The organism is Streptomyces sp. NPDC059009, from assembly GCF_042740175.1.
Lineage (GTDB): Bacteria > Actinomycetota > Actinomycetes > Streptomycetales > Streptomycetaceae > Streptomyces.
This window is the reverse complement of sequence record NZ_JBHYJB010000030.1, coordinates 57,491-82,487: the sequence shown is the minus strand read 5'-3', so window position 1 is coordinate 82,487 and position 24,997 is coordinate 57,491. Positions and strand designations below refer to the sequence as shown.

37 protein-coding genes and 1 pseudogene are annotated in these 24,997 nt (G+C 67.4%); 26 read left to right on the top strand and 12 right to left on the bottom strand.

What is annotated here, in order from left to right; all coding sequences use genetic code 11:
- Positions 1-10 precede the first annotated feature (10 nt).
- Together ACFWYM_RS27810 and ACFWYM_RS27805 are read right to left on the bottom strand one after the other, a co-directional pair.
- Entirely contained in the window at positions 11-688 is a 678-nt protein-coding gene (locus ACFWYM_RS27810) for a hypothetical protein (protein ID WP_384842903.1), read from the bottom strand.
- A 41-nt stretch (positions 689-729) separates the two neighbouring features.
- Entirely contained in the window at positions 730-1,659 is a 930-nt protein-coding gene (locus ACFWYM_RS27805) for a hypothetical protein (RefSeq protein WP_384842901.1), read from the bottom strand.
- A 223-nt stretch (positions 1,660-1,882) separates the two neighbouring features.
- Between ACFWYM_RS27805 and ACFWYM_RS27800 the strand changes: the two genes are divergently transcribed.
- The 17 genes from ACFWYM_RS27800 (at position 1,883) to ACFWYM_RS27720 (ending at position 10,464) form a co-directional block, all read left to right on the top strand.
- Positions 1,883-2,332, top strand: a complete 450-nt coding sequence (locus ACFWYM_RS27800) for a hypothetical protein (RefSeq protein ID WP_384842898.1) — start codon at positions 1,883-1,885, stop codon at positions 2,330-2,332.
- Between the two features lie 282 nt (positions 2,333-2,614).
- Positions 2,615-2,881 (top strand): hypothetical protein, encoded by a 267-nt coding sequence (locus ACFWYM_RS27795; protein ID WP_384842895.1) that lies wholly within the window; start codon positions 2,615-2,617, stop codon positions 2,879-2,881.
- Entirely contained in the window at positions 2,863-3,798 is a 936-nt protein-coding gene (locus ACFWYM_RS27790; RefSeq protein WP_384842892.1) for a hypothetical protein, read from the top strand. The genes ACFWYM_RS27795 and ACFWYM_RS27790 overlap by 19 nt, the downstream gene beginning before the upstream one ends.
- 44 nt (positions 3,799-3,842) lie before the next feature.
- Positions 3,843-4,298: a hypothetical protein gene (locus ACFWYM_RS27785; protein ID WP_384842890.1), complete on the top strand. Its 456-nt coding sequence runs from the start codon at positions 3,843-3,845 to the stop codon at positions 4,296-4,298.
- A gap of 118 nt (positions 4,299-4,416) precedes the next feature.
- Positions 4,417-4,854, top strand: a complete 438-nt coding sequence (locus tag ACFWYM_RS27780) for a hypothetical protein (RefSeq protein WP_384842887.1) — start codon at positions 4,417-4,419, stop codon at positions 4,852-4,854.
- Between the two features lie 81 nt (positions 4,855-4,935).
- On the top strand, positions 4,936-5,811 hold the full coding sequence (locus ACFWYM_RS27775) for an AAA family ATPase (protein ID WP_384842884.1): 876 nt from the start codon (positions 4,936-4,938) through the stop codon (positions 5,809-5,811).
- A gap of 5 nt (positions 5,812-5,816) precedes the next feature.
- Complete coding sequence (locus ACFWYM_RS27770; protein ID WP_384842881.1) at positions 5,817-6,194, top strand: hypothetical protein; 378 nt, start codon at positions 5,817-5,819, stop codon at positions 6,192-6,194.
- Positions 6,191-6,343, top strand: coding sequence for a hypothetical protein (locus tag ACFWYM_RS27765; protein ID WP_384842878.1), 153 nt, complete (start codon positions 6,191-6,193; stop codon positions 6,341-6,343). The genes ACFWYM_RS27770 and ACFWYM_RS27765 overlap by 4 nt, the downstream gene beginning before the upstream one ends.
- Positions 6,316-6,756 carry a CHC2 zinc finger domain-containing protein gene (locus ACFWYM_RS27760; protein ID WP_384842875.1) on the top strand — a complete coding sequence of 147 codons (441 nt, stop codon included), beginning with the start codon at positions 6,316-6,318 and terminating at the stop codon, positions 6,754-6,756. The genes ACFWYM_RS27765 and ACFWYM_RS27760 overlap by 28 nt, the downstream gene beginning before the upstream one ends.
- A gap of 34 nt (positions 6,757-6,790) precedes the next feature.
- Positions 6,791-7,255: a toprim domain-containing protein gene (locus ACFWYM_RS27755; RefSeq protein WP_384842872.1), complete on the top strand. Its 465-nt coding sequence runs from the start codon at positions 6,791-6,793 to the stop codon at positions 7,253-7,255.
- Positions 7,252-7,608, top strand: coding sequence for a hypothetical protein (locus tag ACFWYM_RS27750; protein WP_384842869.1), 357 nt, complete (start codon positions 7,252-7,254; stop codon positions 7,606-7,608). Before ACFWYM_RS27755 ends, ACFWYM_RS27750 begins: the two co-directional genes overlap by 4 nt.
- Positions 7,601-7,810 (top strand): hypothetical protein, encoded by a 210-nt coding sequence (locus ACFWYM_RS27745; RefSeq protein WP_384842867.1) that lies wholly within the window; start codon positions 7,601-7,603, stop codon positions 7,808-7,810. The genes ACFWYM_RS27750 and ACFWYM_RS27745 overlap by 8 nt, the downstream gene beginning before the upstream one ends.
- A 4-nt stretch (positions 7,811-7,814) precedes the next feature.
- Complete coding sequence (locus tag ACFWYM_RS27740; RefSeq protein ID WP_384842864.1) at positions 7,815-9,005, top strand: hypothetical protein; 1,191 nt, start codon at positions 7,815-7,817, stop codon at positions 9,003-9,005.
- The gene (locus ACFWYM_RS27735) at positions 9,002-9,322 is read left to right on the top strand and encodes a hypothetical protein (protein WP_384842861.1); all 321 of its coding nucleotides are present in this window, start codon (positions 9,002-9,004) and stop codon (positions 9,320-9,322) included. The genes ACFWYM_RS27740 and ACFWYM_RS27735 overlap by 4 nt, the downstream gene beginning before the upstream one ends.
- The gene (locus ACFWYM_RS27730) at positions 9,319-9,702 is read left to right on the top strand and encodes a hypothetical protein (RefSeq protein ID WP_384842858.1); all 384 of its coding nucleotides are present in this window, start codon (positions 9,319-9,321) and stop codon (positions 9,700-9,702) included. Before ACFWYM_RS27735 ends, ACFWYM_RS27730 begins: the two co-directional genes overlap by 4 nt.
- The gene (locus ACFWYM_RS27725; protein ID WP_384842855.1) at positions 9,699-10,103 is read left to right on the top strand and encodes a hypothetical protein; all 405 of its coding nucleotides are present in this window, start codon (positions 9,699-9,701) and stop codon (positions 10,101-10,103) included. The genes ACFWYM_RS27730 and ACFWYM_RS27725 overlap by 4 nt, the downstream gene beginning before the upstream one ends.
- Before the next feature lie 85 nt (positions 10,104-10,188).
- Positions 10,189-10,464 (top strand): hypothetical protein, encoded by a 276-nt coding sequence (locus ACFWYM_RS27720; RefSeq protein WP_384842853.1) that lies wholly within the window; start codon positions 10,189-10,191, stop codon positions 10,462-10,464.
- 17 nt (positions 10,465-10,481) lie between these two features.
- Here the strand turns inward: ACFWYM_RS27720 and ACFWYM_RS27715 are convergent, their stop codons facing one another.
- Both ACFWYM_RS27715 and ACFWYM_RS27710 read right to left on the bottom strand, forming a co-directional pair.
- The gene (locus ACFWYM_RS27715) at positions 10,482-11,036 is read right to left on the bottom strand and encodes a GNAT family N-acetyltransferase (protein WP_384842850.1); all 555 of its coding nucleotides are present in this window, start codon (positions 11,034-11,036) and stop codon (positions 10,482-10,484) included.
- Positions 11,027-12,265 carry an XRE family transcriptional regulator gene (locus tag ACFWYM_RS27710; RefSeq protein WP_384842848.1) on the bottom strand — a complete coding sequence of 413 codons (1,239 nt, stop codon included), beginning with the start codon at positions 12,263-12,265 and terminating at the stop codon, positions 11,027-11,029. Before ACFWYM_RS27710 ends, ACFWYM_RS27715 begins: the two co-directional genes overlap by 10 nt.
- Positions 12,266-12,424: 159 nt before the next feature.
- Here ACFWYM_RS27710 and ACFWYM_RS27705 point away from each other — a divergent pair, with 159 nt between their 5' ends.
- The 8 genes from ACFWYM_RS27705 (at position 12,425) to ACFWYM_RS27670 (ending at position 15,906) form a co-directional block, all read left to right on the top strand.
- Positions 12,425-12,649: a hypothetical protein gene (locus tag ACFWYM_RS27705; protein ID WP_384842845.1), complete on the top strand. Its 225-nt coding sequence runs from the start codon at positions 12,425-12,427 to the stop codon at positions 12,647-12,649.
- Positions 12,646-12,891, top strand: coding sequence for a hypothetical protein (locus ACFWYM_RS27700; RefSeq protein ID WP_384842843.1), 246 nt, complete (start codon positions 12,646-12,648; stop codon positions 12,889-12,891). Before ACFWYM_RS27705 ends, ACFWYM_RS27700 begins: the two co-directional genes overlap by 4 nt.
- Positions 12,892-12,912: 21 nt before the next feature.
- Positions 12,913-13,038, top strand: a complete 126-nt coding sequence (locus tag ACFWYM_RS27695; RefSeq protein WP_384842841.1) for a hypothetical protein — start codon at positions 12,913-12,915, stop codon at positions 13,036-13,038.
- Between the two features lie 196 nt (positions 13,039-13,234).
- Positions 13,235-13,465 carry a DUF397 domain-containing protein gene (locus tag ACFWYM_RS27690; RefSeq protein ID WP_384842838.1) on the top strand — a complete coding sequence of 77 codons (231 nt, stop codon included), beginning with the start codon at positions 13,235-13,237 and terminating at the stop codon, positions 13,463-13,465.
- 176 nt (positions 13,466-13,641) lie between these two features.
- Entirely contained in the window at positions 13,642-14,037 is a 396-nt protein-coding gene (locus ACFWYM_RS27685) for a hypothetical protein (protein ID WP_384842835.1), read from the top strand.
- A gap of 13 nt (positions 14,038-14,050) precedes the next feature.
- The gene (locus ACFWYM_RS27680; protein WP_384842833.1) at positions 14,051-14,956 is read left to right on the top strand and encodes a JmjC domain-containing protein; all 906 of its coding nucleotides are present in this window, start codon (positions 14,051-14,053) and stop codon (positions 14,954-14,956) included.
- Positions 14,957-15,118: 162 nt separating this feature from the next.
- Positions 15,119-15,535, top strand: a complete 417-nt coding sequence (locus ACFWYM_RS27675; RefSeq protein WP_384842830.1) for a hypothetical protein — start codon at positions 15,119-15,121, stop codon at positions 15,533-15,535.
- Positions 15,532-15,906, top strand: a complete 375-nt coding sequence (locus ACFWYM_RS27670; protein WP_384842827.1) for a glutamate ligase domain-containing protein — start codon at positions 15,532-15,534, stop codon at positions 15,904-15,906. The genes ACFWYM_RS27675 and ACFWYM_RS27670 overlap by 4 nt, the downstream gene beginning before the upstream one ends.
- Here the strand turns inward: ACFWYM_RS27670 and ACFWYM_RS27665 are convergent.
- Entirely contained in the window at positions 15,841-17,109 is a 1,269-nt protein-coding gene (locus tag ACFWYM_RS27665) for a hypothetical protein (RefSeq protein ID WP_384842824.1), read from the bottom strand. The two genes, ACFWYM_RS27670 and ACFWYM_RS27665, sit on opposite strands and share 66 nt — an antisense overlap.
- Positions 17,110-17,458: 349 nt before the next feature.
- Here ACFWYM_RS27665 and ACFWYM_RS27660 point away from each other — a divergent pair, with 349 nt between their 5' ends.
- A complete protein-coding gene (locus ACFWYM_RS27660) occupies positions 17,459-18,238 on the top strand; it encodes an HAD-IIA family hydrolase (protein ID WP_384842822.1) in 780 nt (259 codons plus the stop codon).
- A 130-nt stretch (positions 18,239-18,368) separates the two neighbouring features.
- Here the strand turns inward: ACFWYM_RS27660 and ACFWYM_RS27655 are convergent.
- From ACFWYM_RS27655 to ACFWYM_RS27625, 7 genes and pseudogenes are all read right to left on the bottom strand, one after another.
- Positions 18,369-18,746 (bottom strand): annotated as a pseudogene (locus ACFWYM_RS27655) (TIGR01457 family HAD-type hydrolase); the annotation flags it as partial.
- Positions 18,747-18,817: 71 nt separating this feature from the next.
- Positions 18,818-20,320, bottom strand: a complete 1,503-nt coding sequence (locus tag ACFWYM_RS27650) for an alkaline phosphatase family protein (RefSeq protein WP_384842819.1) — start codon at positions 20,318-20,320, stop codon at positions 18,818-18,820.
- 129 nt (positions 20,321-20,449) lie between these two features.
- Positions 20,450-21,526 (bottom strand): 2-aminoethylphosphonate ABC transporter substrate-binding protein, encoded by a 1,077-nt coding sequence (locus ACFWYM_RS27645; RefSeq protein WP_384842816.1) that lies wholly within the window; start codon positions 21,524-21,526, stop codon positions 20,450-20,452.
- A 61-nt stretch (positions 21,527-21,587) separates the two neighbouring features.
- Positions 21,588-22,385, bottom strand: a complete 798-nt coding sequence (locus tag ACFWYM_RS27640; RefSeq protein WP_384842813.1) for an ABC transporter permease — start codon at positions 22,383-22,385, stop codon at positions 21,588-21,590.
- Positions 22,372-23,244 carry a 2-aminoethylphosphonate ABC transporter permease subunit gene (locus ACFWYM_RS27635; RefSeq protein WP_384842810.1) on the bottom strand — a complete coding sequence of 291 codons (873 nt, stop codon included), beginning with the start codon at positions 23,242-23,244 and terminating at the stop codon, positions 22,372-22,374. Before ACFWYM_RS27635 ends, ACFWYM_RS27640 begins: the two co-directional genes overlap by 14 nt.
- Positions 23,237-24,307: an ABC transporter ATP-binding protein gene (locus tag ACFWYM_RS27630; RefSeq protein WP_384842807.1), complete on the bottom strand. Its 1,071-nt coding sequence runs from the start codon at positions 24,305-24,307 to the stop codon at positions 23,237-23,239. The genes ACFWYM_RS27635 and ACFWYM_RS27630 overlap by 8 nt, the downstream gene beginning before the upstream one ends.
- Complete coding sequence (locus ACFWYM_RS27625) at positions 24,304-24,996, bottom strand: phosphonatase-like hydrolase (protein WP_384842804.1); 693 nt, start codon at positions 24,994-24,996, stop codon at positions 24,304-24,306. Before ACFWYM_RS27625 ends, ACFWYM_RS27630 begins: the two co-directional genes overlap by 4 nt.
- Between the last annotated feature and the right edge of the window lies 1 nt (position 24,997).

Below are 24,997 nucleotides of genomic sequence, written 5' to 3'. Positions count from 1 at the left end.
AGGGCATTTGTCAGGCAGCGGTGTTGAGCTTCTTCAGGTAGCGGCTGCCGGTGCGGCGGTCACGCCCCATGTGCTTGGCGAGGTTGGGTCCGGTGACCTCCTCTCCCTGGTCGAGGAGGGCCTTGGCGGCGGCCTTGATCTCGTCGAGGCTGGGGGTCGGGCGGCCGGGACGGCGCTTGGCACGAGCCTTGGCCACCTCGTCCACGGGCAGCTCCTCACCGTCGAGGGTGGTCTGCACGGGAGTGGCCTCCGCGTCCTGGTGCTCGTCCTCGACGACCAGTTCAACTTCCGTCGGCATCTCCCGGGCGGCCCGGATGACCATGTGGGCGACGTGCCCGGCGACGATCGCCGGGACGGCGGAGACTGCGGCGACGAGGGCCTTGGACGACTCCATGTATCCGGCGGCGATCCAGTGGGCGACGACCTGTCCGGTCAGAGTCATGGCCAGGGCGCCGACAGCACCGACGATGGCGGAGCCCCGGCCCTTCTCGCCCTTGGCTCGGCTCTCGGTGAACCAGACGGCGACGACGGCGTACACGCTCATGCAGACGGGCATCCCGGCGGCGACGACCTCGCTCCATCCGGCTGCGCGGGCGAGCTGGTACTCGCCGGGGGCGGACATGGCGAGGGCGACGGCGAGGACCAGGCCGCCGACGATGTAGGCGTAGCGGGGCAGGCGGGAAGACATGGGTGTCCCTTCAAGGGGGTGTGACGCGGGGGAAGGTCTGGTCAGGCGCGCATGGCGGCGCGTGCGGCCTGGAAGCTGGCGATGCCGGCGGGGGTGATCGCGGGCGGCGTGGCCTCGGTGATCTCGCCGGTCGTGCAGTCGATCGAGAAGGCGACGCCGGTTGCGCAGCCGTCGCAGATGCCGGTCTCCTGGCCGAAGGGCAGGGGATCGCGGCACTCGGCGCAGTCGTGGATCTGTCGCCACTGGCGCTTGCGCTCGGGGCGCTTGCGGTCGAGGCGGTCGGCGATCAGGCGGGAGGCCGAGTAGACCTTCGCGGGGAGGCCCTGCGTGACGGCGTCGGTGATCTGGGCGATCGTGGCGCCACGGTCGAGCCAGTCGGCGACCTCGGGGACGAGCTTGCTGATCTGGCGGTCGGCGAGGCGGAGGCGGGTGTCGATGGCACCGAGGCGGCGCAGGATGCGGGCGGCCTCCGCCGACTGCTTGTCGTCCTTGGCGCTGGAGCCCTCCCTCGGGTCAGCCGCAGGGGGCGTGTCCTCGCGGGGCTCGGCGGGAGGGAAGGGAGGGCTCTTGTCCCCGTCCTTTGAAGAGTCCTTTTCCCCGGAAGGGGACGTGCCTGCCTTCCGGGCAGCCGTACGGCCGGTGACCGGACGAGTGGGAACCGGAGCGGAAGCAAGGTTCGGCAGCTCGTACACGTCCACGGTGGAGACAATCTGGTTCGTCTCCCCGTCGCGGCTCGTGCGGGTCACCCAGTACCCGAGGTCACGCAGCTCCTTGACGGCCTTGGCCACCGCGGATCGGCCCTGCGGATAGTTGTCGGACAGAGTGCGGACGTTCTCCTTGACCCCGCTGGGCAGGGACAGGACGAGGGCAAGGATGCCGCGCGCGGTGTGGCTGATGCGCGGGTCCTGGATCGCCTTGTTGGCGATCATCACGAAATCCCGCTCATGCGTCGGGATACGATGGATCTGCATTGGGAGTGCTAGCTCCTGGTGCCGGACCCCGGGGTGTTAGCGCACCGCCGGGGTCACCTGTATTTAGTCTGTGAAGGTGTGACCGGTCGCGATCACGGCCATAGGTTGACACGACATAAGCGCGTGGGTCAACCTTTACACCGCGCTCACTGTGAACCTCGTTCCTCGCGGTAACGTGTTCACAGAACCCCTCCGCACCGTGCAACAGAGACCGGAGCAGAACATGCCCCCCAGGAAGATCCAGAACGAGCAAGAGGCGATCCGCTGGATCGAAGAGGGCAAGACGTACGCCTGGATCGTGGAGAAGTACAAGGAGAAGTACGGCATCGAGACGACGGTCCCGATGTGGTCCACCTTCCGGCGACGCAAGGGCATTGAGCCCCGCGTGGTCCGGGATACGAACTTGATCCCCTGGAAGATCGCCAAGGAGCACATGCTCGCGTATCCGCTGGTCATGCTGCGTTCAGAGGCGCGAATGCGCGCTGGCGAGGAGCTGAAGGGACGCGCCGCGTCGAAGCTCCAGAGCTGGAAGAACATGCTGGAGGAGACGAACCAGGTCGTGTACTACGACCGCGACACCGAGGACGGCTTCTTCTACGTGCCGCGCGAGGACTCCGACACAGACCTGATCCGCCGGCCGAAGGGCGGGCTGCGCCCCCAGAGCGAGGACTAGGCGCCCACCATGCTCCATTCCGTTTGCGCGACAGGTTGACCCCCGAGCCGTACGGCCGGGGGTTTTCTCATGCTCTTCTCACCCTATGCATGGAACCGATGCAGGTCACACGCTTATAGGGCGCCTACCAGCACTGTTCTAGTGTTCGAGTAGCTCGTGTGATCGCCTGGGGAGGCGCGATCCGGGCCTCCTGCGCATGCCGTCTGGAACTGCGTTGACTCGTTCCGTTTGCAAGGTGTAGGACTAAGCAGATTGGTACTACCTTCACAGGGGGACGACACGTTGACCGCAACCCGCCACGTCTTCGGCCACGCCGTTCTGGTGTGCAGAGCCGAGGAGTGGGACTACTCCGTGACCGCGCACCCCGACGCGGCACCGGCCGACGTCGCCCAGGCCCTCGCCTGCGCCGAGAAGCTCGGCCTGGAGCCGGTACCCGACGCGGACCCGGAGGCCCTGCCGGACGGCTCCGTACGCATGTGGCTCCATCCCATCGACCCTTTCGCGAACGACCCTTTCGAGACGGAGATCCTGTGCACATCGTCGAACTGACTCCCGCTGTGGAAGTGCCCCGTGACGGGTGGGACCGCCCGCTCGTCATCCCCAAGCAGGGAGGCAGGCCCACGGCCCTAACCCGCACCACGACGTTCATCGACTGCATCGAGGACAAGAGCGCCCTGTCGGGATGGAAGTCCCGCATGACACTGGTCGGGGCCGCGAAGCGGCCGGACCTCCTCAGCGTCGTGAACCAGCTCGACCCGCAGGAGCCCGCCGACAAGCGCAGGCTCGACCAGCTCGCAGAGCAGGCACAGGACATCTCGGGGGCGAACGCGAAACGCGAGAAGGGGACCCACCTTCACACGCTCTCCGAGTACGTCGACCGGGGGCAGCCGCTCCCCATCGGCACCTCGGCGCTCGATCAGCGCGACATGGCCGCGTACATGGGGGCCACGGTGCCATTCGCGGTGAAGGCAGTCGAACGCTTCGTCGTGGTACCCGAGTTGAGGACGGGCGGCACTTTCGACCGGCTCCTGGAGTACGCGGGCCCCGGCCCGGACGGCGAGCACATCGAGGGGCACTTCATCGGGGACCTCAAGACGGGCTCCGTCCGGTACGGCGCACTGAAGATGGCCACCCAGCTCGCCGTGTACGCACACGGCGAGTTCTACGATCACACCCGCTTCCCCGTTGACCCGGCGGACCGGCGGGCATTCGCCGCCTGGAAGAAGCGGGAGGTGCCGGCGGAGGAAGCCGCGGTGGCCTACTCCCCGTTGCCCGGACACGTCTCGAAGAAGTGGGGCATCATCATCAACCTCCCTGCGGGCTCCGGCGATTGCACCCTGCACTGGGTCGACCTGGAGATCGGCTGGGATGCCGCACGTCTCGCCCGCCAGATCCGTGCCATGCGCAGCAGGAAAGGCGCCATGCTCCCATGGGTGTCCGGGGTCACATCTTCCCCGCTTTGTTAACCTAGTTCCGAGTGTTAAGTTAGTTCCAAGAAGGAGGGGAGCAAGTGAGCGACCACGGAATCACCATCACCATCAAGTACGGCAAGGGCTACGAGGACACCTGGGCCGTCTTCAAGGGCACGCCCGAGGACATCCGGTCCTGGATCACCCTGCACTTCGGCTTCAAGCCCGAGATGGTCGAGTACCTGACGCTGAGCGAGCTGGTGGTCGAGGCCACGAACATCGCCCACGGAAACGGCAACCTCGCCGCCTACCTCGGCGCGACCCGGATCGGCGTCCAGCAGCCGGAGGAGCAGAGAACCGACGACCCGTGGTCGCAGGCCGAGGCTGCCCCGGCCACAGCACAGGACAGCGGAAGCGCCTGGGCCCTGGCCGAGATCAAGAAGCAAGCCAGCATCGGCGACCTCCAGAAGTTCTGGGCAGGCAACCAGACCTTCTTCGCCGACCCCGAGGTGATGGCCGCCTACAAGGCCCGAGGCCGGGAGCTGCAAGCCGCATGACGTACGCCGCTTCCCGCTTCCTCCCACTGATCCTCGCGTCCGTCCTCAAGTACGCACCGAGCACCGAGCCGCGTCTCGCCGAGACGCACCCCCTGTACCGAACTGAAGGAGAATCCCTTTGTCCCTGAACTTCGTCGACATCCCCAGCACCGGTGGCGGTTGGCTCAAGCCCGCCGAGGTGAAGGACGCCCCGGCCCTGCTGATCGAAGTCAACTCGTACGAGGCTCAGCGCCCCACCCCGAACGGCCCGAAGGACTCCGCACTCTGCGACGTGACGGTCTTCAAGGACAAGGCCGCGCTCGACGCCCAGTCGCCCGAGATCAACAAGGGCATGCGCATCGAGCAGACCCTCCTCGCCCGCGACCTCGCCGGGCTGGTCGGCAGCGCGACCATCGTGCAGCTCGCCCAGATCCCGCCGAAGCGGCCCGGCGCGTACCCGGCCTGGGTCTGGCGCCCCGTCAACGACGCCTCGGTCCGCCAGGCCGTCATCCAGTACGCCGAGCAGCGCGAGGCCGCGGTGACCGCAGCCGCCGCTGAGGCCCCGTCCTTCGACTGATCGACGCAAGGCGCTGGGGGCCGGTCGTACGGCTGGCCCCCGCCTCGCCCAACCACACCGAATCGAGAAAGGAGTACGCCCGTGCTGACCCCCGCTAGGTCGCTCGCCCTGCATGCGGAGTCCGGCAAGGAGCTGCCGCGCGTCGAAGCGTTCGAGGCCCTGTACGGGATGGGGTGCCGCCCGCGTCACGGCGAGGTGGTGATGATCGCGGGCCGTTCAGGAACGCAGAAGAGCGGCTTCGCCCTGTACTGGACTGCACAGATGGCGTTGCCGACGCTCTACTTCTCCGCCGACATGTCCGCCTTCACCGCATCGTCGAGGCTCGCCTCGATGATGACCGGCGACACCACGGAGATGGTCGAGGCCGGGATGGCTGCCGGCGGACGACACCGCGCCGAGTACCTCAACTCACTGTCCGGCCTGCCGTTCACGTTCGCCTTCGGCTCCCCGATCACCTGGCAGGCCATCGACGAGGAACTCGAAGCGTGGGTCGAGCTGTGGGACAACTACCCGGCCGTCATGGTCTTCGACAACCTCATGGACTTCGCCGAGGCCGAGTCCGACTACACGGCACAGATGGCAGTGATGAGCGGGCTCACCGAGTTGGCCCGCGCGACCGGCGCGACCGTGATCGTGCTGCACCACGCGAGCGACAAGTCCTGGGAGGCGAAGTCCGATCCGTGGGCGCCGCCATCCCGCGACCAGGTGAAGGGCGGCCTGTCAGAGAAGCCCGAGCTGTCCTTGTCGGTGGCGCTGGACCCGACCTCGCACGAGTACCGGGTCGCTGTGATCAAACAGCGCATGGGGCCCTGCGACCCCACGGCCAGACGGTACGCGTCGATGCGCTGCCACCCGGAGGTGACGCGCTTCTCCAAGCTGGAGCGGACCATCCCGCTCGCATCGCCGTCCCAGCCGTGGTCGCCCACGACCGTCCTCGAAAAGCAGCAAGGAGTGTGAGGGTAGTGCCAGACGTGAGCGCCCGGAACCGAGCCAACAAACGCCGGGGTGCGGCGTGGGAGATCGACTTCAACAAGGCGATGCGAGACGAGGGGTTCGACATCGAGCGCCTGCGCCTCGCCGGGAAGGACGACGAGGGTGATCAGGTCATCCGCGAGGACGACGGCCTGTTCACCGTGATCGAGAACAAGAACGCGGCGGCCTTCACCCCCGGCCCGTTCGTGGACGAGATGGAGCGCGAGGTCGCCAACTTCGCGCGGCACAGGGGCATCGACGTGCGCAGGGTCGACGGCGTGGTGGTCGTGAAGCGGCGCGGTAAGCCCTGGCACCAGGCGTACGTCCTGACCACAGTGGCCCGGCACTTCGGGCTTGATGTCGAATGAGCGCGCTCACCTTCGAAGAGGCGGCTGAACTGGAGCGGCTCACCACAGAGTTGGGGCGCTTCAGCCTGGAGACCGCCGCTGGCGCCGGACTCGACTCCCTCGGCTACGACGACGACCAGGGATGGTTCATGGGGCGGAGGGCAGCGTGAGGTTCGCCCGCGTCGACAACGACCACCAGGACCACGACGAGAAGCCCACGCTCGAAGCCGTCTTCGAGCACTACGACATCGACTTCAACTCCCAGCGGGCGACCGGCATGACGCGGTGCCCCTTCCACGACGACGAGACGCCGTCGTTCTCGTGGAACACCGACCGGCAGTTGTGGAAGTGCCACTCCTGCGGGAAGGGCGGCGATTCGTTCTCACTGATCATGGAAAAGGAAGGCACAGACTTTGTCGGAGCGCGAGCCCTTGCGGCCTCTGTCTCCTTCGCAACGCGAGATGCTGGCGGAGGCAACCGCGGCCTATCAGGCAGCTCTTACGCCGGGCGTCGCACGGTATCTCCTCGACAGGGGGATCGGGCGGGACGAGGCAACTACGTACCGGCTTGGCGTCGTCGCTGACCACCCCTTCCCTGGCCACGAGAAGTACCGGGGCATGCTGGCCATCCCCTACCTCGACCGGACCGGCGCCCCACTCGCGATCCGCTTCCGCTGCCTTGAGGAGCACGACCACCGGGCCTTCGGCCACGGCAAGTACAACACCGTCAAGGACGAGCCTCCGCGCATGTACGGCGTCGACTCCATCCACAGGGCTGTGGACACGATCGAAGTCGCCGAAGGCGAACTCGACCGAATCATCCTGGAAAAGGCCGGACTTCACGCGGTAGCGATCCCCGGCGCGTCGATCTGGCAGGGGCGCCATCGGCGCATGCTCGCGGGCTTCAACCGCGTACGCGTCTGGGGCGACCCGGACGACGCGGGCGCCGAGTTCACCACTCGGATCTGCCGCGCTCTGCGCCAGGCGAAGGGGATGCGACTCCGGAACGGAGACGTGACAGACACCTACAAGCAAGGGGGCCTCGCGACCCTGCACGACATGATCAAGGAGGACGAGCAGTGACCGAGACGGCGAAGAAGGCGACCACCCGCAAGCCCGTACGGCGGGCACCTGCCATCGACGAGACGCTCAAGGCCGTTCAGGACCGAGCGGCCAAGATCCCACCCACGCTTCCGTTGATCGGAGGCCGGACGCCCCATCTCGCCGACTATGCCGAGCGGTACGAAGCGTGGCTCGCCCACAACGTCCGCCGGGCCGAGTTGGGGGTCGAGGGCACGGACGGCCATCTCCTGGAGCAGACGTTCGCCGCCCTCTCCGCCGCCACCCCCGAGGCCCGCCGGAACCGGCTCCTGACCGTGGCCGCATACGCGGTACAGGCCGTGCGCGCACTCGACGAGCAGGGCCGCGATGAGTGAGTTCCTGCCGGGACAGCCCGGCCCAACCCTCGCCCGCATCTACGAGGAGCTGGAGCCCGACGTGCGGGAGACGGTCGTTCTGCGTCTTCTCGACCGTGGCGCCTCCGCCGAGCGCCTGGCCCTGGTCCTGCGCAAGCACGGCCACGCCGTCTCGGCTTCCACCATCCGTACGTACCGACGTTCACTCAGGGAAGGTTGTTAACCTAGTGCCAGATTCGCTTCTCGACGATCTGCTGTCGACCCCGACCGCCCCGGCCCTGCCGGGCCGTCAGGCCGACCCGGACAAGGACTTCACCCGGCAGATCGAGGTAACCGGCGACGCCGCCGAGGTGACCGTTCGCGGCCCCGAGGGCATCGACCCCGAGTCGAGCGCGGCCGACGTTCTGCGCGCTCACGGCCTCGACCCCGCCGAGTGGGAGATCACCGGCTTCCGCTCCTCGGAGTGGACCATGCCGAGCGGCGAGCCCGGGGTGTCTGCCCGCTACTCGTTCGGCCGCCGCAAGGTGCCGGCGGAACTCGAGACGCCGAACATCGACGAACTGCTCAAGGTCTTCGACGATGCCCCGGGCTTTGTGCAGGACAAAGGCGAGGGCGAGTTCACGTACATCGTCGCCCTCGGCGACATGCAGTTCGGGAAGATCGACGGCGACGGCTACGAGGGCACCATCAAGCGCGCGATGCACTGCATCGACAAGGCCGCCAACCTCCTTGGCGAGTACCGGAAGCGGTTCGAGATCGAGCACGTCCACATTGCGTGGCTCGGCGATCACGTCGAGGGCTTCGTCTCGCAGGGCGGCGCGAACACCTGGCGGACCCCGCTCACCCTCACCGAACAGATTCGCCTCACCCGCCGACTCATGGCCCACGCCGTCATCACCTTTGCCCCGCTGGTTTCGCGCCTGACCGTCGTGGCAGTCCCGGGCAACCACGGCGAGGCCGTAAGGCCCGGCGGCAAGGGCGTGACCCGCTACGACGACAGCCACGACACGGACGCCCTGATCTCCGTGAGCGAGGCCCTGTCCTGGGCGGGCGAAGAGTTCGCTCACGTCGAGGTGTACGTCCCCGACACGGACGAACTGACCGTCGTCGTCGACTGCTCGGGAACCGTCGTCGCCCACGCCCACGGCCACCAGTGGAGGTCGGGCAAGCACTTCGACTGGTGGCGAGGCCAAGCCTTCGACAAGACCTCGGCCATGCACACCGCGGATCTGCTCCTTGCCGGACACCTGCACCACGAGCACGTCGCCACGGACGGCCCGCGCACCTTCGTGCAGGTCCCGGCCATGGAGTCCGAGTCGACGTGGTGGCGGCACCGCACCGGCACACGGGGCGCTCCCGGCCTGATGGTCCTGGTCACGAAGGACGGCGAAGTGCCGGTGAAGGAGGTGGTCAGGTGACCGCCCCGGACTGGCGCGTCCTCGACCTCTTGGAGGTCGCCGCACTGGCAGGCCGGGCCGCCCGCCGCATCGCGGACGGATACGAGGACACGCTGACGATGGAGTACGAGGACGCCCGCCAGGAGGCTCTGATCATCCTGGCGACGAAGCCAGACATGGTGAACGAGTGCCTCGCCGATCCCAACCTCGGCCTCGGCGTTCTCTACCACCGCCTGTACTTGGATCTCGTCGACCGCGTGAAGACCGAGGCCAAGTACCGCATCCGGCACACCTCCTACGAAGCCGCCTGCGAAGCCGCCGAGAAGGGGCGCGTGTGAGCGGCTACGACCGGCGCCTAGTCGAGCACCTGCTTCCGGCCGTCTGGGACGTGGAGGCCGCTTACGGCATCCGCAACCCCACGGCTCCGGATGCGGACATGCCGAAGGGGACCGTCGACAAGAAGTCCGCCGGCACCCTGTTCGCCCATCTCGCTGACATCCGGCAGGGCTGGCGCACGGCCCCGCTGTCCCTGGTGGAGCGGCGGGCGCTGTTCATGCGCTTCGCCCTCGACTGGGACGACCGGCGCATGGCGGCTCGCGAGGCCGTCACGGATCGGGCCGTCCGCTACCGCCTTGAGCGCGGAGTCGGCAAGCTCGCCGCCCACCTCAACGGCACTGACTACATCGACAGTTACGAGGAATTGGAGACCGCAGCGTGAGTGAGACGTCGCCCGAGGAACTGCCCGTCGAGGAGCCTCAGCCCACCCCCGCGCCGCCGGGCATGAGCCCGGAGGACATCGAGTTCTGGGACGACGCGAGCCGCACCTACTACGAGCGGCAGCCGGACGGCACGCTCGCGACCCGTCCCTTCAACGACGAAGAAGTGCAGCAGATCGAGGATGAGGGCGCACTCGACGCCCTGCACGAGGAGGCGCTCGAAGCGATCGGCTACCTCGACGCACGGATCGACCTGTCCCTGGCCTACTTCGCCAAGGAGACCCCGACGCAGGAGGAGACGGCGGCGCAGATCAAGAACCTTTCCGACCTCGCCGCGTACTCCGCCGGCACCCTGAAGCGCGTGATCAAGGTGCTGTCCGTCCTTACCAACCGACCGATCTGAGTCACCTGCCGGGCCCGCTCAACTAGCCTTCTTGGAGGCTCAGTTGGGGCGGGCATTTCGGCATTTCCGCAGGTAGGATGCCTGCATGGACTTCAAGATGACGTGGGCGCTGGCCGGTGAGCACATGGACGAGTGGACCGGTTTGGGGTTCGGCCAGGCGGCGCACACCCTCCGCGAGCGCGTGGGGGCAGCCGTCGCATCGAGCGGCATGACGCCCGAGGCACAGGAGCACTTCCACCGGACCTTCATTGCCCCCACGCAGAAGGCCATATGCACTGATGGCTGCGAAGCCTTGATGGCTGGACGCGGCTGGACGACGGCTGCGGGCCCGCTCTTGGTAGCCCTAGCTCCAACAGCCTGACCAGCTCCGCGACTCCATCATCCGAACGTGCCGCTTCGCAGGTTTGGCGCCGGAAAATCCTTGGCCTGGGGAAGATCCTTCACCATCGCTGCGTACACAGGGGTGTCGTCTCCCGGCTTGAACTCGTCCACCTGTCGATAGCCCCAACTCTCGTAGAGGCGGACTACCTTGTGGTGCTCGACCTCGACCTGAAGCGACACCACCCGCGCCTTCACGGGCGCTATCAGGGTGTCGTGGATCTTCTTCGCTCGACCAGTCCCGCGCCACTTCGGCAGGACCATGAGTTCGGACAGCCCGAACACGGGCCCCCGTAGATCCGCTGGCCTCGTGCTGCCCTTCCACCATCCGCCCGGCTTGAACGCGGAGCCGTACGCGAAGCCGACAGGACCGCCTTCTTCCCAGCCGGCAATGCATCGCCAGTCCTCTCGCGAAGACCATCGGTCCAGGAAATAGGACCAGCGCTCACGGCGATGGAAGGGGTCGGGGTTGTCCGCGTAGACCTCGTCGTGGATGTCCAACAGCAGTGAGCGCACGTCCTGGGCGTCGGCGCGGCCGTACCGCTTCAGGTCCATTGGCGGGACTCCTCGATCCACTCGGTTACCTCGGGTGCTTTCGATCCGGAGGCGATGAGCAGGTCACGCCCATGGACCAGGCAGCCAACGGTGCGCTGCGAACCTGAGTCTGGCAACAGTAGCGTCGCGGCTCTCCTGGCCGTGGAACAGCCCTGTTCAAGATCGCCCTGCCTGAACTGAGACAGGGACAGGTGGGCTGTGAACAGTGCTCTGTCGCGGGTCATGTCCACCGGGATCGCCGAGAGCGTCCGGTGCAGGCAATACTCGGCCCGGCCGTGCTCGCCCACGGCTGCCCACATGTACGAGGACAGGGCGTCGAACTCGACCGGCGTGAAGAAGCTGATCCAGCCAGAGCGACCTTCCTGTGTCGTACGGCCGAAGTGCTTCTCGGCCAGAGCGAACGCGCGCAGCGCTTCCGTGCCCCGGCCGAGCTGGGACAGTGCGTTGGCGTTGCGCATGTGCCCGAGGGCCGCGAAGAGTGGATCACGTCGCGCGGCAGTTGAGCGCTTCAGCACCTCGGCGCTGGCAGCGGCCTCAGCATGGTCTTCGCGCATGCTTGATGTGAGCATCAGGTGGTCCCAGATGCGGTACATGGTCTGGGAATCACGGGAGAGGCCAGCCAGGGTCATGGCCTTCTCCAGGTGCGTACGGGCTCGTCGCGGTGAGCGCGCGTCGAGGGCGGCGAACGCTGCCGCAGCCATCGCGTCGGCGGCGAGGCTGTTCAGCATGTCCCGCACGCGACTGGAGACCGCTCCGTTCGAGAGCGCAGATTGGATGCGGAGGCTCAGCTCGACGGCCAGGTTCTCCACCCGTTTCGTGCCGCCGACGACCCGATCTTCCTGGCGGATGTACGCGTAGTCCTGGCTGAACCGTTCGACGTCACTGACGCCAAGACGTCGCTGTCGTTTCTGCGGAGCAGCGAGGGCCAAGCCCGCTCCTCCTACTGCCTTGCCGAATGCGCGACGTTGCACGGGCCCGTCCTCCCTCTTCTTGCGGGGGATGAACCCTAGGGCTTCGGACGTGGACTCCAGCACCTCTTCGACGCAAAGCCGAATACGATCTTGCGGCCACTTCGTCTCGTACCGCAGCCAGCGACGTACGTCCGCGTCAGTGACCGAGCCAGGCGAGCCGGTCAGCCGTTCGATGGCGAGGTTAACTTCCCTGGCTAACCCGGCTTGGGAGAAGCCGAGTTGCTCCATCCGCGCTTCGAGTTTGGCGTTCGCGTACACCCCATGAAGGTAGCGCTCCGCTACCAGGCCGTGTCAGCGCGAAGGTAAAAATCACCGGGGTCGTGCGCTGGAGTTCCACCGGGTTTCACCTGTCGCAGATTTCGTCGCGGTCGTTCACTGGTTGTCACCAGAAGCCAGCCCCCACACGAGGCGAGGAAGATGACGAACCGCCAGGAAGTGGCCGAGCCGAGCTACGCAGTGATGTTCACCGAGCTGCGGCAGGCATTCGCCGACCTGGGAATCCACCCGCAGGCAATGACCTACGACGCCGAGGCCGTGGACGCGAACGGCGAACGGGTTGTCCTTCTGGGCTGGCTGACGGCTCGACAGGCCGAGGTGTTCACCGAGTCCGTCAAGCAGCTCAGGAAGGCGGCTGGTCTGTGAGTACCGACCCCATGGAAGAGGCGTCCGAGGTCTGGCGAGAGCTTCGCGATGCGCTACAGGACGCGGGTGTCCACCTGCCCTCATTGTCAGTGGACCCACCTACGCTGCCCGGCAGCGCCTACGGCATCCAGCTCGGGCGCGTCGGCATCTCGGCGGCCCGCAAGCTGACCGAGGTGGTGAAGAAGCATGGCGGACCAGGAGCCGCAGGACCCCCTGTCGAAGAAGCTCAAGAGGCGGAATGACCAGACCGGGAAGTGGCCCAAATGATCAAGCTGCCTCCCGACTGGAAGGACGGCAAGGTAGCGGGAATCCTGCTCGCGTTCCTCGCCTGGGGAACGTCCGTAGCGCTCCTGACCTCCGCCGTCGCATACGGCATACGCCGCCACTGACTTCCGTCTTCGTGGTGACCTGACCGACTGTGCCCCACGCAAAGTGTCGAACCCACGGAGGCGGAGCCAAGCCCCCACCCCGGCTCAGCCAATCCCCCGAAGAAGGACAGGTCGGCCGGGGTGGGTCAGCAAGTGCACAGCAACCGAGCGGAGACCTTCACTCTCCGCCAAGCAGATGCACCGAGAGGACTATCCCATGAGCGACCTCTACACGCTGCCGGTCAACGAGGGCTCGGCCGAGAACTTCTGCGGCGGCAACCAGGGCGGCGAACACGAGCAGTGCGTCGAGATCACCGACCTCGTCGGTGGCGGCTACGTGCTTCGCGACACCAAGCCCGAGGGCGCCGGCAAGGAGCTGCGCTTCACCGAGGCCGAGATGGACAAGTTCGTGCGCGGCTACGCCGAGAAGCACGGCATCTCCCTGTAGGACATCCGCATCCCCCTCGCCGGGTCGCCCTCGCGGCGGCCCGGCCACCCCACTGAAAGGCAAAGATGAGCTGGTCAGGTCACTGGCACGGGTTCGGTCCGTGGGTCGGTTCGGCGATGACGTACCACCAGGAGGGAGGCCGACGACCTGCGCACCCCAACGGACCCCCCTCGGTGATGGACCCCGAGGACAAGAAGCAGGTGTCTGTTGCCGACCGGTACCGCGAGGCCGCTTCCGAGTTCACGAACGGCAACGTGCCGCCCTTGATGACCGGCCACTGGCTTACGAAGAAGCACGCGGTCTCGGCTGAACGCACGTGGACTGACCACCAGTTGGCGCTCAACTGGCTGAACAAGCAGTACCAGGAGGCTCCTCCCTTCATTCGCAAGGACGGCCGTCAGGCGTATTGCGGGCTCGACTGGAAGATGGAGTACGCAGAAGACGTACTCCCGCGCGGAGTCGATGTGACCTGGTGCTACTACCTGCCTTCCGAGAACTTGATCTCGTACTCGGTGGTGTGCTGCCCGAACCGGTTCCACCCGGAGATCGCCTGCCCACTGCCCCCAGCGTGAGGAGTCGACGCCCATGTCACTGCGCCTCTTACTGCCCGAGAATGGGGTCTCCGATCTGCTCCTCACCTGGCCTGACGAGCCCGAGGTGTACGAGCGGGGGAAGACTGCGCTCGATGAGCAGATCTCCATTGCCGCCCTGGCTGAGTGGCTGTTCACTGGCTGCGCTCCTGCTGCCGAAGTCGCGGTCGTCAAGGCACCGCGGCCCTCAGTGAACCCGAAGCTCTACACGGATCTGTACGGGCGCACCAGAGGCGCCACACTGCGGCGGCTGTACGAGGACGGGTACACGATCAGGCTCGGCAATCTCCAGCGTGTCATGCCCTTCCTAGCTGGCGTCTCGAAGGTCATTCAGGAGGAGACCGGCTACTCGAACTACATCCACGCCTTTCTCACTCCCGGTGGGAAGCAGGGCCTCCAGCACCACTGGGATCAGCAGATGGCCGTGATCGTCCAGCTCTCCGGGACGAAGGTGTGGCAGCTCTGGAAGCCGCTGGTCGAATCGCCAATGCGCGAATACAACGACAGCGTCCAGCGCTGGAAGGACGACTACGTCAAGACCTGGGAGGCAGCGGGACCGGACAAGGAGATCCTCCTTCAGCCCGGCCAGACGATGCTGCTCCCCCGCGGCTGGGTGCACAATCCTCTCGTCTCCGACCCCGACGAGCCGAGCCTCCACCTGACCTTCGCCATCCGAGAGCGCACCTACCTGTGGTTGGCGGAGAAGCTGATAGCCGGCGCGATCGAAGACCCCAAGTTCCGGGACATCGTCCGGCCTGGTCGTCTCACGGGTGCAGCTCTGACGCAGCAGCTCCGCGAGTCCCGCACCGAGCTGATCGGCTACCTCAATAGTCTCGACATCGCGCAGGTAGCAGACCTCGTGCATCAAGCTGCGCTTAGCGAGCTGGAGTACACGACCTAACCACCTGCCTGCCCACAGGAGTCCGCCACCTTGCCGCACGTCCACGAAGTCCCTATGTGCCGTCAGCTCATCGACCCCGCCGAATGGGATCTCCACGGGGGGTGGGCACTCGGGGACCGGATGGAGTGGTCCAACCGGGCGTGCGGCCTGGCATCTCTGCGGATGATCCTCCTGGCCTACGGGCGAGAGGCGCCGACCGTTACGGAACTCCTGAAACTCGCGGTCAAGGGCGACGTCCTGACGCCCCGTGGAGCACTGCACGCAGGGATCGCCCGCCTGGCCACCGAGCTGGGAGTTCCCTCGACCGCCGAACCCGTTCCCGCCGAGGAGCTGCCGGCGCGACTCGAGGAAGCACCACTCATCGTGTCCGTCACCGAGCAGCTCCCCGAGGACGGCCGGTCAGGCGGACACCTCATCATCCTGCGCGGATGCGAATCTGGCCCCAACCCCACGGTCCACTTCAGGGACCCGTCGAGCTGGGGCCAGACTCACGACCATGCCCCGCTTAGCCGTCTGTCCGCCTCCTACACGGGACGGGCAATCACCTTCGCTCCCCTGAACAACGGAGACCTTCGATGACCGAGGCAGGCGGCACCGCCACTGACACGGCAGCCAAGCCGCAGGGCGGTCGCACCATCGCCGTTCTGGGCGAGATGCTGGAGCTGGGCGACGAGGCCGTGGAAGCCCACCGCAACGTCGGCCGGATGGCGGGCGAGCTGGGCGTCGACATCGTGATCGGAGTCGGCGGCGACATGGTGAAGCAGATGGTTCTCTACGCCGGGCACCACGGAGTCGAGCACCTCGCCATGGTCGCCGACAACAAGACGGCCGCCGACTTCCTCGAAAAGATCCTCCTGCCCGGCGACAAGGTGCTCATGAAAGCGTCACGCGGCGGGATGCTGTGGCAGATCGCCCAGCGGCTCACCGGACAGCCCGTCACCGGCTTCTGACCCCTCGGCAGGAATCTCTGCCTCGGTGCTGGCGGAACCGACAGCCGTCTCGGAGCCCGTCTCCCCCTCGCTCATCTGCTCAGTGGGTTCGGCGGAGTCGACAGGCTGCTCCTTGGGGTCCGTCTTCGCCTCCCATATCCCCTGCGCAAGCTGTCCGAGGGCCACGGCGGACACGGCGTCGATGCTCGGCGCCTTCGCAGTGATCGGGTCCGTCAGCTCTTGCCCCGTAGCGCTATCGACGGCCTGAGTTACGAGCGTGGGCGCTGCCTCGTCAGCCTTCTTGGTGATCTCAGTGGTCACGGTGATGCCGATACTGGTCTCCGTCGTCACCACCACCTTCACCTCCTCCGGCGACTCCGAGACCGGGGTCACGACAGACTGCTCGACCGCATAGAGGTTGACGCTCCACCCCTGGAACGGGTTCAGGGAGTCCACAAGATCGCCAAGCGCGTCACCCGTGTCGTAGTCGTCCGTGTGGTGCTCCTCCCCAGCACCACCGGCCGGAACCACGACAAGCGCCTCGACACCTGACTGCCCCTCCCCGCCCTTCTCACCGTGGCCGGAAGCCGACCCCTCTTCGCCCTCGCGCTTGTCCTTCTTCCCCCTGTGCTTCCCCTTGCCTTCCTTGGGGCCCTTCTCTTGGCCATCTCCGCCCGCGTGCTTGCCCCGCTTACCCTTCTCCTCCGCGTTCCCCTCGGACACACCAACGGTCTCCGGCTTCCCGTCGAGGTACTGGAGCGCTTCCGTAATGGGCTGCGGCAGAGCCCGGCCCCCCTTGGCCACACCGCGGATGTGGTGGTGCAGCGACTTCGGGACTTCCCCCGTATCGACCACCTCGACGGCTTCCTCCGCCGTCAGACCTGACCTCTTCAGCTTCTCGATCAGCTCGCCACGAACACGCTCGCTGATCCTGATCCCCCCGGCTTCGCCGGGCCCCGAGATAGCCCGCAAGAGGTCTGCCGTCTGATCCACAGGCTCCACGGAGGTCTCGCGGGAGTTGGACCCCACACGGGCCTGTCCATCGGAGGAGACGCCCGCCGCGAGCACGGTCGTCCCCTCATGCTGTGCGGCCTGATAGGTCAGCCGCCCGGCTGACACGCTCAGGCTGACGCAGACGAGCCCCAGACCGAAGGCTGTCGCGACGACGGCTGGGCGTCCCTTGACGCGCTGACGAGTGGGTACCTCTTCGTCGAGGTGTCGCAAAGATGCAGAAGGAAGCAAGGCAGGCCCCCCGAAGGCTTGTACTGGTGTGTTCCCCTTCACCCGGGGCGACTCGAACGCTCATTCGACCGTCGCCCGGGGCTACATCTTTGCACGGTGCACATACGCGATCCATAAGATATTTGGCGGACCAAAATGAACTAAACCCTGACCTGTCGGCATGCACAGGTCACACTCCGCAGCGGTCACTTCTGCAACGCAGATACGCCGATCGGGACTTGCAGTTACTCACCGGTCACCTGCATCTCGATTTCGGCCATGCCGCGTCCCGTAGGCTGGCGATGCAGATCACACGGCATGTAAGGCCCGTGAGGCCGAAGGGTTGGAGATCATGACCGAGCGCAGGCCGATCGAGGCGTGGCTTACCGACATGGACGGCGTCCTCATTCAGGAGGGCGTACCGATCCCCGGCGCCGACCGGTTCCTGAAGAAGCTCCAGGACTCGGGCAAGCCCTTCCTGGTCCTGACGAACAACTCGATCTACACCGCCCGCGACCTTCAAGCCCGCCTGGCCCGCATGGGCCTCGAAGTGCCGGTCGACAACATCTGGACCTCCGCTCTCGCGACGGCGCAGTTCGTCGATTCGCAGCGGCCTGGAGGCTCGGCGTACGTCATCGGCGAGGCCGGTCTGACCACGGCCCTGCACGAGGTCGGCTACACGATGTCCGACGTCGACCCCGACTACATCATCTTGGGCGAAACGAGGGTGTACTCGTTCGAGGCCATGACGAAGGCCGTGCGTCTGATCAACGCGGGAGCCAAGTTCATCTGCACCAACCCGGACGAGACCGGACCCTCGGCAGAAGGCCCTCTGCCGGCAACTGGCTCGGTCGCCGCCCTGATCGCCAAGGCCACCGGTAAGGACCCGTACTTCATCGGGAAGCCGAACCCGCTGATGATGCGGCACGGCCTGAACAAGATCGGCGCCCACTCCGAGACGGCCGCGATGATCGGCGACCGGATGGACACCGACGTGCTCGCGGGTCTTGAGTCCGGCATGGAGACGTACCTCGTGATGACCGGCCTGAGCAATCGTCAGAGCATCAATCAGTACCCGTACACGCCGACGCACGTCGTCGACTCCATCGCAGACCTGGTCGACCGCATCTGACACACGGTTCCCCTGCAACACAGAAGGCCCTCCCGGTATCTTGGGAGGGCCTTCTGTGATGGTGGACTTGCCGTTTAAGTCTCGTCACCGTGGGCGACAAATCGCAGGTCAGGGCCAAATATGTTTCGGTGGTACGGGTCTCGCCGAGGACCACGTAGTCGGGGGCGTGGTCGGTCAGGACGTACCCGATGTCGTGCAGCGCCGTCGTGAGGCCCGCCTCCCCGATGACGTACGCCGTGCCGCCCGGCCGCTGCGCGTCGAGGAACTGGGCCGTGGCCAGCGCCGACGTCCAGATGTTCTCGACCGGCACCTCCAGGCCCATGCGGGTCAGCCGGGCCTGGAGGTCACGGGCGGTGTAGATGGAGTTGTTGGTGAGGACCAGGAAGGGCTTGCCGGACTCGCGGAGCTTCTTCAGGAACGCGTCGGCGCCGGGGATCGGGACCCCCTCGTGGATGAGCACGCCGTCCATGTCGGTGAGCCACGATTCGATGGGCTTGAGCTCTGCCATGGGGTGCACTCCTGCGGTGTACGGGTTGCCTGGGGCGCCGGGACAGCGCTGTGCCGGCGCCCCCAGCCTAATCAGGATGCCGTGATCTTGACCCCGTCGATCACCCAGTACCAGTTGTTGCCCCCGGTGTAGCGGAAGCGGACCTGTGCCTTCCGCACGCCCGCGGGCACATCGAGGCGGACGGTCTCGACCACCGAGGGGGTGTCGGCGGTGTAGGTCTTCACCGCGACCGGCGCCCCGCCGTCGTACGAGACGAGGACCTCGCCCTTCTGCGGGGCCTCCTGGCGGTAGTACGTCGTGTACGTGAGCGTGGCCCGCGCGCCGCCGCGCACCTCGTACGCGGGGCTGATCAGCGTCGAGTCGAAGGTGCCGGAGACGGGCTTGTCCGACCACTCGTCGCCGTCCGCGACCGCGAAGACGTTCCGGGCGCGGATGTTGTTCTCGCGCTGCTGGTCGCGCTCGGCCTTCGTCCAGAATTCATCCGTCGTGAAGGACCAGCCCCGCCACTCGGTGACGCCGCCGGTGCCCATCTTCGCGTTCTCGACGCTCCAGCCGCTCGGCGGGGTGTGTGTGAAGCCGATGACGTCGGCGCCGATCCCGGTCTCGTCGACCCGCTTCTGGAGCTTGCCCCGCAGGGCGTCGAAGGCGTCCGGGGAGGGCTGCTGCACGGGGCGGCCGTCCAGGCCCCAGGCCGGGTCGACGGGCACGCCCAGATGGGCGAGGGCACTCGCGGCGACGTCGGGCATGCGGACGTCGTACCGGACCGAACCGGCGCTCACCCCGCCCCCGGTCGCGATCATGAAGGTCTGCCGCTCCGGCCAGCTGGAGCCGCCGTGGCCGCCCGCGTCGGTGTGCCCGTGGTCGGCGGTGATCATGATGAGCCAGTCCTCGTTCCCGTACGTGGCACGGGACGTGACGGCCGCGATGATCTGCCCGGCCTGGGCGTCGACGCCGTGGATCGCGTCCAGGTACTGCTGACTGGCGGCGCCGTAGGTGTGGCCCGCGTGGTCGACGTTGTCGAGCTGGACGAAGACGGCGTCCGGGTCGCCGCTCTTCACCTGCTCGACGGCGCGGGACGTGGTGCCCGTGTCGTACTCGGCGCCCGGCGTGGAGACGCGCTGGTCGACCTCGGCCGAGAAGATGATGTCGGTGATCGGGGCCCAGGAGGACACCGCGTACGTCTTCAGGTCCGGCTTCGCGCGCTCGACGCGGGTCAGGAAGTCCGGGTACTGGGCCAGGTTGTGGCCGGTGAACTCGTTGTTGACGACCTTGTGCTTGTCGGGCCAGACACCCGTGATGAGGGTCGACCAGCCGGGGCCCGAGGAGGTGGGCGCGAGCGGGTTGGCGTAGATGCTGCTGGGCGCGGTGAGCCCGGCCGCCATCAGGCCCTTGAGGGTGGGCGCTGCGGCGTCCTTGACTCTGCCGAGCAGGGTCCCGTCGAGACCTATGACCAGGACCTTGGGGGTCTTGGCGGCGCGGGAAGCCGCCCGGGCGACGGCGGCCACGGGTCCCGCGGAGGCGGCGAGGGCTGCGGTGGAGACGAGCAGTGAGCGGCGGGTGATGCCTGACGACACGTGGTCCTCCAAGTGTGGGGTGAGGGCGCTGGCGCACACCAACGCCCCTGATTTCTCAGGGGCGTTGGGTCCATACCCGTTATCTTTTCGCTATCGAACGCTCTGGGGCCAGAGCCGCGCGGTGAACTCTCAGCTGCCGGTTGCCGACTTCCAGTCCTCCACGTACGACGGGAGGTTCTCGGAGATGTCGTCCCAGTCCGGCTCGAAGACGTCGACGCCGTCCATGAGCTTGTCGAGGGCGACGGCGTTCTCGTCGGTCGCCTTGATGTCCTTGCGTGCCGCGAAGCCGCCGCCGACCTCGCTGACCTGCTGCTGCGCCTTCTGTCCGAGCAGATAGTCGAGGAACTTCTTGGCGTTGGCGCTGTGCGGGGCCTTGTTCACCAGCCCGGCCGCGTACGGCAGCGCGAAGGTGGTGGGCTTGCCGGGGTCCTTCTCGGTGGCCGGGAACCAGATGCCGAGGTTCGGCATGTCCTTGGACTGGGCGTAGTTCATCTGCACGTCGCCGTTGGCGGCGAGCAGCTCACCCTTGTCGACCTTGGGGGCGAGCTTGCCGGTGGAGGCGGACGGGCCGACGTTGTTGGACTGGAGCTTCTTCAAGTAGTCCAGGGCGGGCTTCTTGCCGCCGAAGTCGTGCATGGCCTTGATCAGCACGGCGGTGCCGTCGCCCGCGACGCCGGGCGTGGAGTACTGCACCTTGTTCTTGTACGTGGAGTCGGTGAGGTCCTCCCACGTCTTGGGGGCCTTGCCGCCCGCCAGCTCCTTCTTGTTGTAGATGAAGCCGAAGTAGTTGTTGACGACGGCGGTCCACTTACCGTCGGCGGCCTTGTTCGCGCCGTCGACCTCCTCCGAGCCCTTCGGCTTGTACGCCTGCAACAGGCCCTTCTCGTCGGCCTGTTGGATGAACGGGGGCAGGGTGATGATGACGTCGGCCTGGGTGTTGGACTTCTCGCGGACGGCGCGCTGCACCATCTCGCCGGAGCCGCCCTCGACGTAGTTGACCTTGATGCCGGTCTTCTTCTCGAAGTCCTTGAAGACCTGGTCGTACCAGCCGTCGCCGTTCTCGCCCTTGAGGCCGTCGGCGCTGTAGACGGTGACTTCCTTGGCGTCGGACGCGGCGGAGTCGCCGCCGCAGGCGGTGAGCGAGCCGGCGAGGACGAGGCTGCCACAGGCGGCGGCGAGCGCGCGGGCGGAGGTAAGCCGGTGCATGACGTTTCGTACTCCTTGAAGAACCTTGGGGAACCTTGAGGGCCTTGAGGGGAAGGGGAGTTCAGCGGTAGGAGGCGCGGGTGCGGATGCGGGACACGGCGAAGAGCACGAGCAGCGTCGCCGCCATCAGGACCACCGCGACGGCGGCCCCGGTGAAGGTGGCGCCCCGGTCGGTGGCCGCGTAGATCTGCACCGGGAGCGGCATCCAGTTCGGCGGGTAGAGCATCATCGTGGCGCTCAACTCGCCCATGGACAGGGCGAAGCAGAGCCCGGCGGCCGCCGTGAGGGACGGCAGCAGGAGCGGCAGCTTCACCCGCCACAGGACGTACGCGGGCCGGGCGCCGAGCGAGGCGGCGGCCTGTTCGTACGCGGGGTCGAGACGCAGGATGGCGGCCGAGACCGACTGGTAGGCGAACGCCGTGACAAGAATGGCGTGCGCGAGGATCACGATCCAGCGCGTGCCGTTGAGGATCATCGGCGGCTTGCTGAAGGCGACCAGGACGGCGAGCCCGACCACGACGGACGGCACGGCGACGGGCAGCATGAAGAGCGCGTCGAGCACCCTCTTGCCGCCCTTCTTCAACGAGGCGGCGGCGAGCGCGGCCCACGCCCCCGCGGTCAGCGCGAGCAGGCTGGCGGTGACGGCCGTGACGAGGCTGGTGGTGAGGGCTTTCAGCGACTCGCCCCGGGTGGCGGCCGAGTAGTGCTCGGCGGTGAACCCGGACGGGAAGGCCCCCGACCAGTGGGAGGAGAAGGAAGCGGCCAGGATCACGAGCAACGGCAGCGCGAAGAGCGGCAGGAAGAAGACGAAGAAGACGACCCAGGTCGCCCACTTCCCCTTGCGGCTATGCACCAACACGACGGCTCACCACCCGGTAGATGCCGTAAAGCCCCACGGAGATCGCGATGTTGACGACGGCGACGACACAGGCCGCCGGATAGTCGGACTCGAGGATGGCCTTGCTGTAGACGAGCATCGGCAGGGTCGTGACGCCCTTGGCCCCCGTGAAGAGGACGATCCCGAACTCGTTGAGACACATGACAAGGACGAGGCTCCCGCCCGCGGCGAGCGCGGGCAGCGCCTCGGGCAGGATGACCTGCCGCACGACGCGCAGGGGCCGCGCCCCGAGACTCGACGCCACCTCCAGCTGAGCGGTGTCGAGCTGCGAGAAGGCGGCGAGCAGCGGCCGCATCACGAAGGGCGTGAAGTACGTGATCTCGGCGAGCAGCACGCCCCACGGGGTGGTGAGGAACTGGAAGGGCCCGTCGGCGGCCCCGGTCGCATCGGTCCAGATCCCGTTCGCCATGCCCTTCGTGCCGTAGATGAACAGCAGCGCGAGCGTGATGAGGAAGGACGGGAAGGAGAGGAAGACGTCGATGAACTTGGCGACGGCCTTCCCTCCGGGAAACGGCACGAAGGCGATGACCAGCGCGAGCGCGAACCCGAGCACGAGACACCCGACGGTGGCCCCGACGGCCAGCCACACGGTGGTCCCGAGCGCCTCCCGGAACGCCTCGGAGGCGAACACGTCCGAGTAGGGCGCGAGCGAGGTCCCCCCGGTGTCGGGCTGCACGGACTGCTGGACGACGAGGGCGAGGGGGTAGAGGAAGACGAGTCCGAGCAGGGCGACGGGGGGCAGGGCCCACACGAACCTCGGTATGCGGGTACGGGACGTGGCCGCCTTCCCCGCCCGGGTCCCGAGTACGACGCTAGCCATCCTTGCTCACCCCCGCCGACAGCAGCACCGCGTCCTCGGGCGCGAAGTGCAACGTCACCTCGTCCCCGATCGACGGCGGCGCCTTCAGCTCTCGGAGGTCGGCCTTCACCGGCTGCCCCGCCACCTCCACGTACAGCCGATGCGTGGCCCCCCGCCACTGCACCTCGGACACCTTCCCCGTAAGGGAGTTGGGCCCGTCCCCGAGCCCGACGAGATGCGGCCGCACACACAGCGTGGCGCTCGCGCCCACCCCGGCCGCCCCCGTGTCGACCTTGAGCTCGGCGTCCCCGAAGGTGACACCGGCCTCCCCCACGGTCACCGCCAGGAGATTCGCGTTGCCCACGAACGAAGCCGTGAACTCGCTCTTCGGCGCCCGGTACAGCTCCTGCGGCGTCCCGCAGTCCTGAAGCCGCGCCCGGTCCATCACGGCGATCCGGTCGGCGAGGGTCAGCGCCTCGACCTGGTCATGGGTCACGTAGAGGATCGACACATCGGGCAACTCCCGGTGCAGCCGGGCGAGTTCGGCCAGCATCCCGGAGCGCAGCTGCGCGTCGAGCGCGGACAGCGGCTCGTCCAGGAGCAGCACCCCCGGCCGGATCGCCAGCGCCCGCGCGATGGCGACGCGTTGCTGCTGCCCGCCGGACAGCTCGCGCGGGTACCTCCGCGCGTACTCCCCCATCCCGACCATCTCCAGGGCCTCGGCCACCCGCCCCGGTATCTCAGCCCTCGCGGCCTTCTGCGCCTTCAGGCCGAAGGCGACATTGTCCGCGACCCGCAGGTGCGGAAAGAGCGCGTACTGCTGGACGACCATGCCGATCCCCCGCTGGTGCGGCGGCAGCCCCGTGACGTCGCGCTCCCCGATGAACACCCGCCCCGACACCGGCCGGACGAACCCGGCGACGGCCCGCAGCGCGGTGGTCTTGCCGGAGCCGGAGGGGCCGAGCAGGGCCATGACCTCGCCGGGTTCGACGGTCAGGTCGAGGGCGTCGAGGACGACGGTGCCGCTGTAGGCGACGGAGACGCGGTCGAAGCGGATGCCGCTCCGGGCGGGGGCCGCGCTCATTCCTCAACACCCCTGAGCAGCGCGGGGAGTTCGGCGACCGAGCCGAGCACCTGCGTGGCCCCGGCCTCCCGCAGCACCGCCTCGTCGTGCGCCCCGGTGAGCACACCGGCGACGACCCCGGCCCCGGACCTGACCCCGCTGCGCATGTCGTACGCCGTGTCCCCGGCGACCGCGATCTCCCGCACCCCGTCCGCCGCCCCCGTCCGCAGGAACGCGGCGAGCACCATGTCGGGGAAGGGCCGCCCCCGGCCGCCCGCGTCGGCGGGGCACAGGGTGAGCCCGACGAGGTCGCGCCAGCCGAGCGCGTCAAGGATGGCGTCCTGGGTGACCCGGGCGAACCCGGTCGTCAACACCACTGCCTTTCCGGCCGACTTGAGCTCCTCGATGGCTTCGCGCGCCCCGGGGACGGGGGCGATGCGGCCGCCGTCGACCAGCTCCCCGTATGCCTTCTCGAAGGCGACGTTGGCCTCCTGGGCGCGCGTCTCGTCCCCGAACAGATGCCGGAAGACGGAGATCTTGGACTCGCCCATGGTGGCGCGGACATAGTCGAGCTTCTCCTCGTGGTCGGCGGACCCGGGCGCCACCCCGAGCCTCTCCGCCGCCGCCGAGAACGCCTGCTCGACGAGGCCCCCGTCGGCGACGGTGGTCCCGGCCATGTCCAGCACGACCAGTCGAATGTCGTCGGTCAAC

Excerpts from the sequence above, each read along its gene's own strand:
- ACFWYM_RS27810 (WP_384842903.1), bottom strand. The coding sequence starts at position 688 with ATGTCTTCCCGCCTGCCCCGCTACGCCTACATCGTCGGCGGCCTGGTC.
- ACFWYM_RS27805 (WP_384842901.1), bottom strand. The coding sequence starts at position 1,659 with ATGCAGATCCATCGTATCCCGACGCATGAGCGGGATTTCGTGATGATC.
- ACFWYM_RS27800 (WP_384842898.1), top strand. The coding sequence starts at position 1,883 with ATGCCCCCCAGGAAGATCCAGAACGAGCAAGAGGCGATCCGCTGGATC.
- ACFWYM_RS27765 (WP_384842878.1), top strand. The coding sequence starts at position 6,191 with ATGAGCGCGCTCACCTTCGAAGAGGCGGCTGAACTGGAGCGGCTCACC.
- ACFWYM_RS27760 (WP_384842875.1), top strand. The coding sequence starts at position 6,316 with ATGGTTCATGGGGCGGAGGGCAGCGTGAGGTTCGCCCGCGTCGACAAC.
- ACFWYM_RS27755 (WP_384842872.1), top strand. The coding sequence starts at position 6,791 with ATGCTGGCCATCCCCTACCTCGACCGGACCGGCGCCCCACTCGCGATC.
- ACFWYM_RS27745 (WP_384842867.1), top strand. The coding sequence starts at position 7,601 with ATGAGTGAGTTCCTGCCGGGACAGCCCGGCCCAACCCTCGCCCGCATC.
- ACFWYM_RS27720 (WP_384842853.1), top strand. The coding sequence starts at position 10,189 with ATGGACTTCAAGATGACGTGGGCGCTGGCCGGTGAGCACATGGACGAG.
- ACFWYM_RS27715 (WP_384842850.1), bottom strand. The coding sequence starts at position 11,036 with ATGGACCTGAAGCGGTACGGCCGCGCCGACGCCCAGGACGTGCGCTCA.
- ACFWYM_RS27705 (WP_384842845.1), top strand. The coding sequence starts at position 12,425 with ATGACGAACCGCCAGGAAGTGGCCGAGCCGAGCTACGCAGTGATGTTC.
- ACFWYM_RS27695 (WP_384842841.1), top strand. The coding sequence starts at position 12,913 with ATGATCAAGCTGCCTCCCGACTGGAAGGACGGCAAGGTAGCGGGAATC.
- ACFWYM_RS27690 (WP_384842838.1), top strand. The coding sequence starts at position 13,235 with ATGAGCGACCTCTACACGCTGCCGGTCAACGAGGGCTCGGCCGAGAAC.
- ACFWYM_RS27685 (WP_384842835.1), top strand. The coding sequence starts at position 13,642 with ATGGACCCCGAGGACAAGAAGCAGGTGTCTGTTGCCGACCGGTACCGC.
- ACFWYM_RS27680 (WP_384842833.1), top strand. The coding sequence starts at position 14,051 with ATGTCACTGCGCCTCTTACTGCCCGAGAATGGGGTCTCCGATCTGCTC.
- ACFWYM_RS27675 (WP_384842830.1), top strand. The coding sequence starts at position 15,119 with ATGATCCTCCTGGCCTACGGGCGAGAGGCGCCGACCGTTACGGAACTC.
- ACFWYM_RS27670 (WP_384842827.1), top strand. The coding sequence starts at position 15,532 with ATGACCGAGGCAGGCGGCACCGCCACTGACACGGCAGCCAAGCCGCAG.
- ACFWYM_RS27660 (WP_384842822.1), top strand. The coding sequence starts at position 17,459 with ATGACCGAGCGCAGGCCGATCGAGGCGTGGCTTACCGACATGGACGGC.
- ACFWYM_RS27645 (WP_384842816.1), bottom strand. The coding sequence starts at position 21,526 with ATGCACCGGCTTACCTCCGCCCGCGCGCTCGCCGCCGCCTGTGGCAGC.
- ACFWYM_RS27635 (WP_384842810.1), bottom strand. The coding sequence starts at position 23,244 with ATGGCTAGCGTCGTACTCGGGACCCGGGCGGGGAAGGCGGCCACGTCC.
- ACFWYM_RS27630 (WP_384842807.1), bottom strand. The coding sequence starts at position 24,307 with ATGAGCGCGGCCCCCGCCCGGAGCGGCATCCGCTTCGACCGCGTCTCC.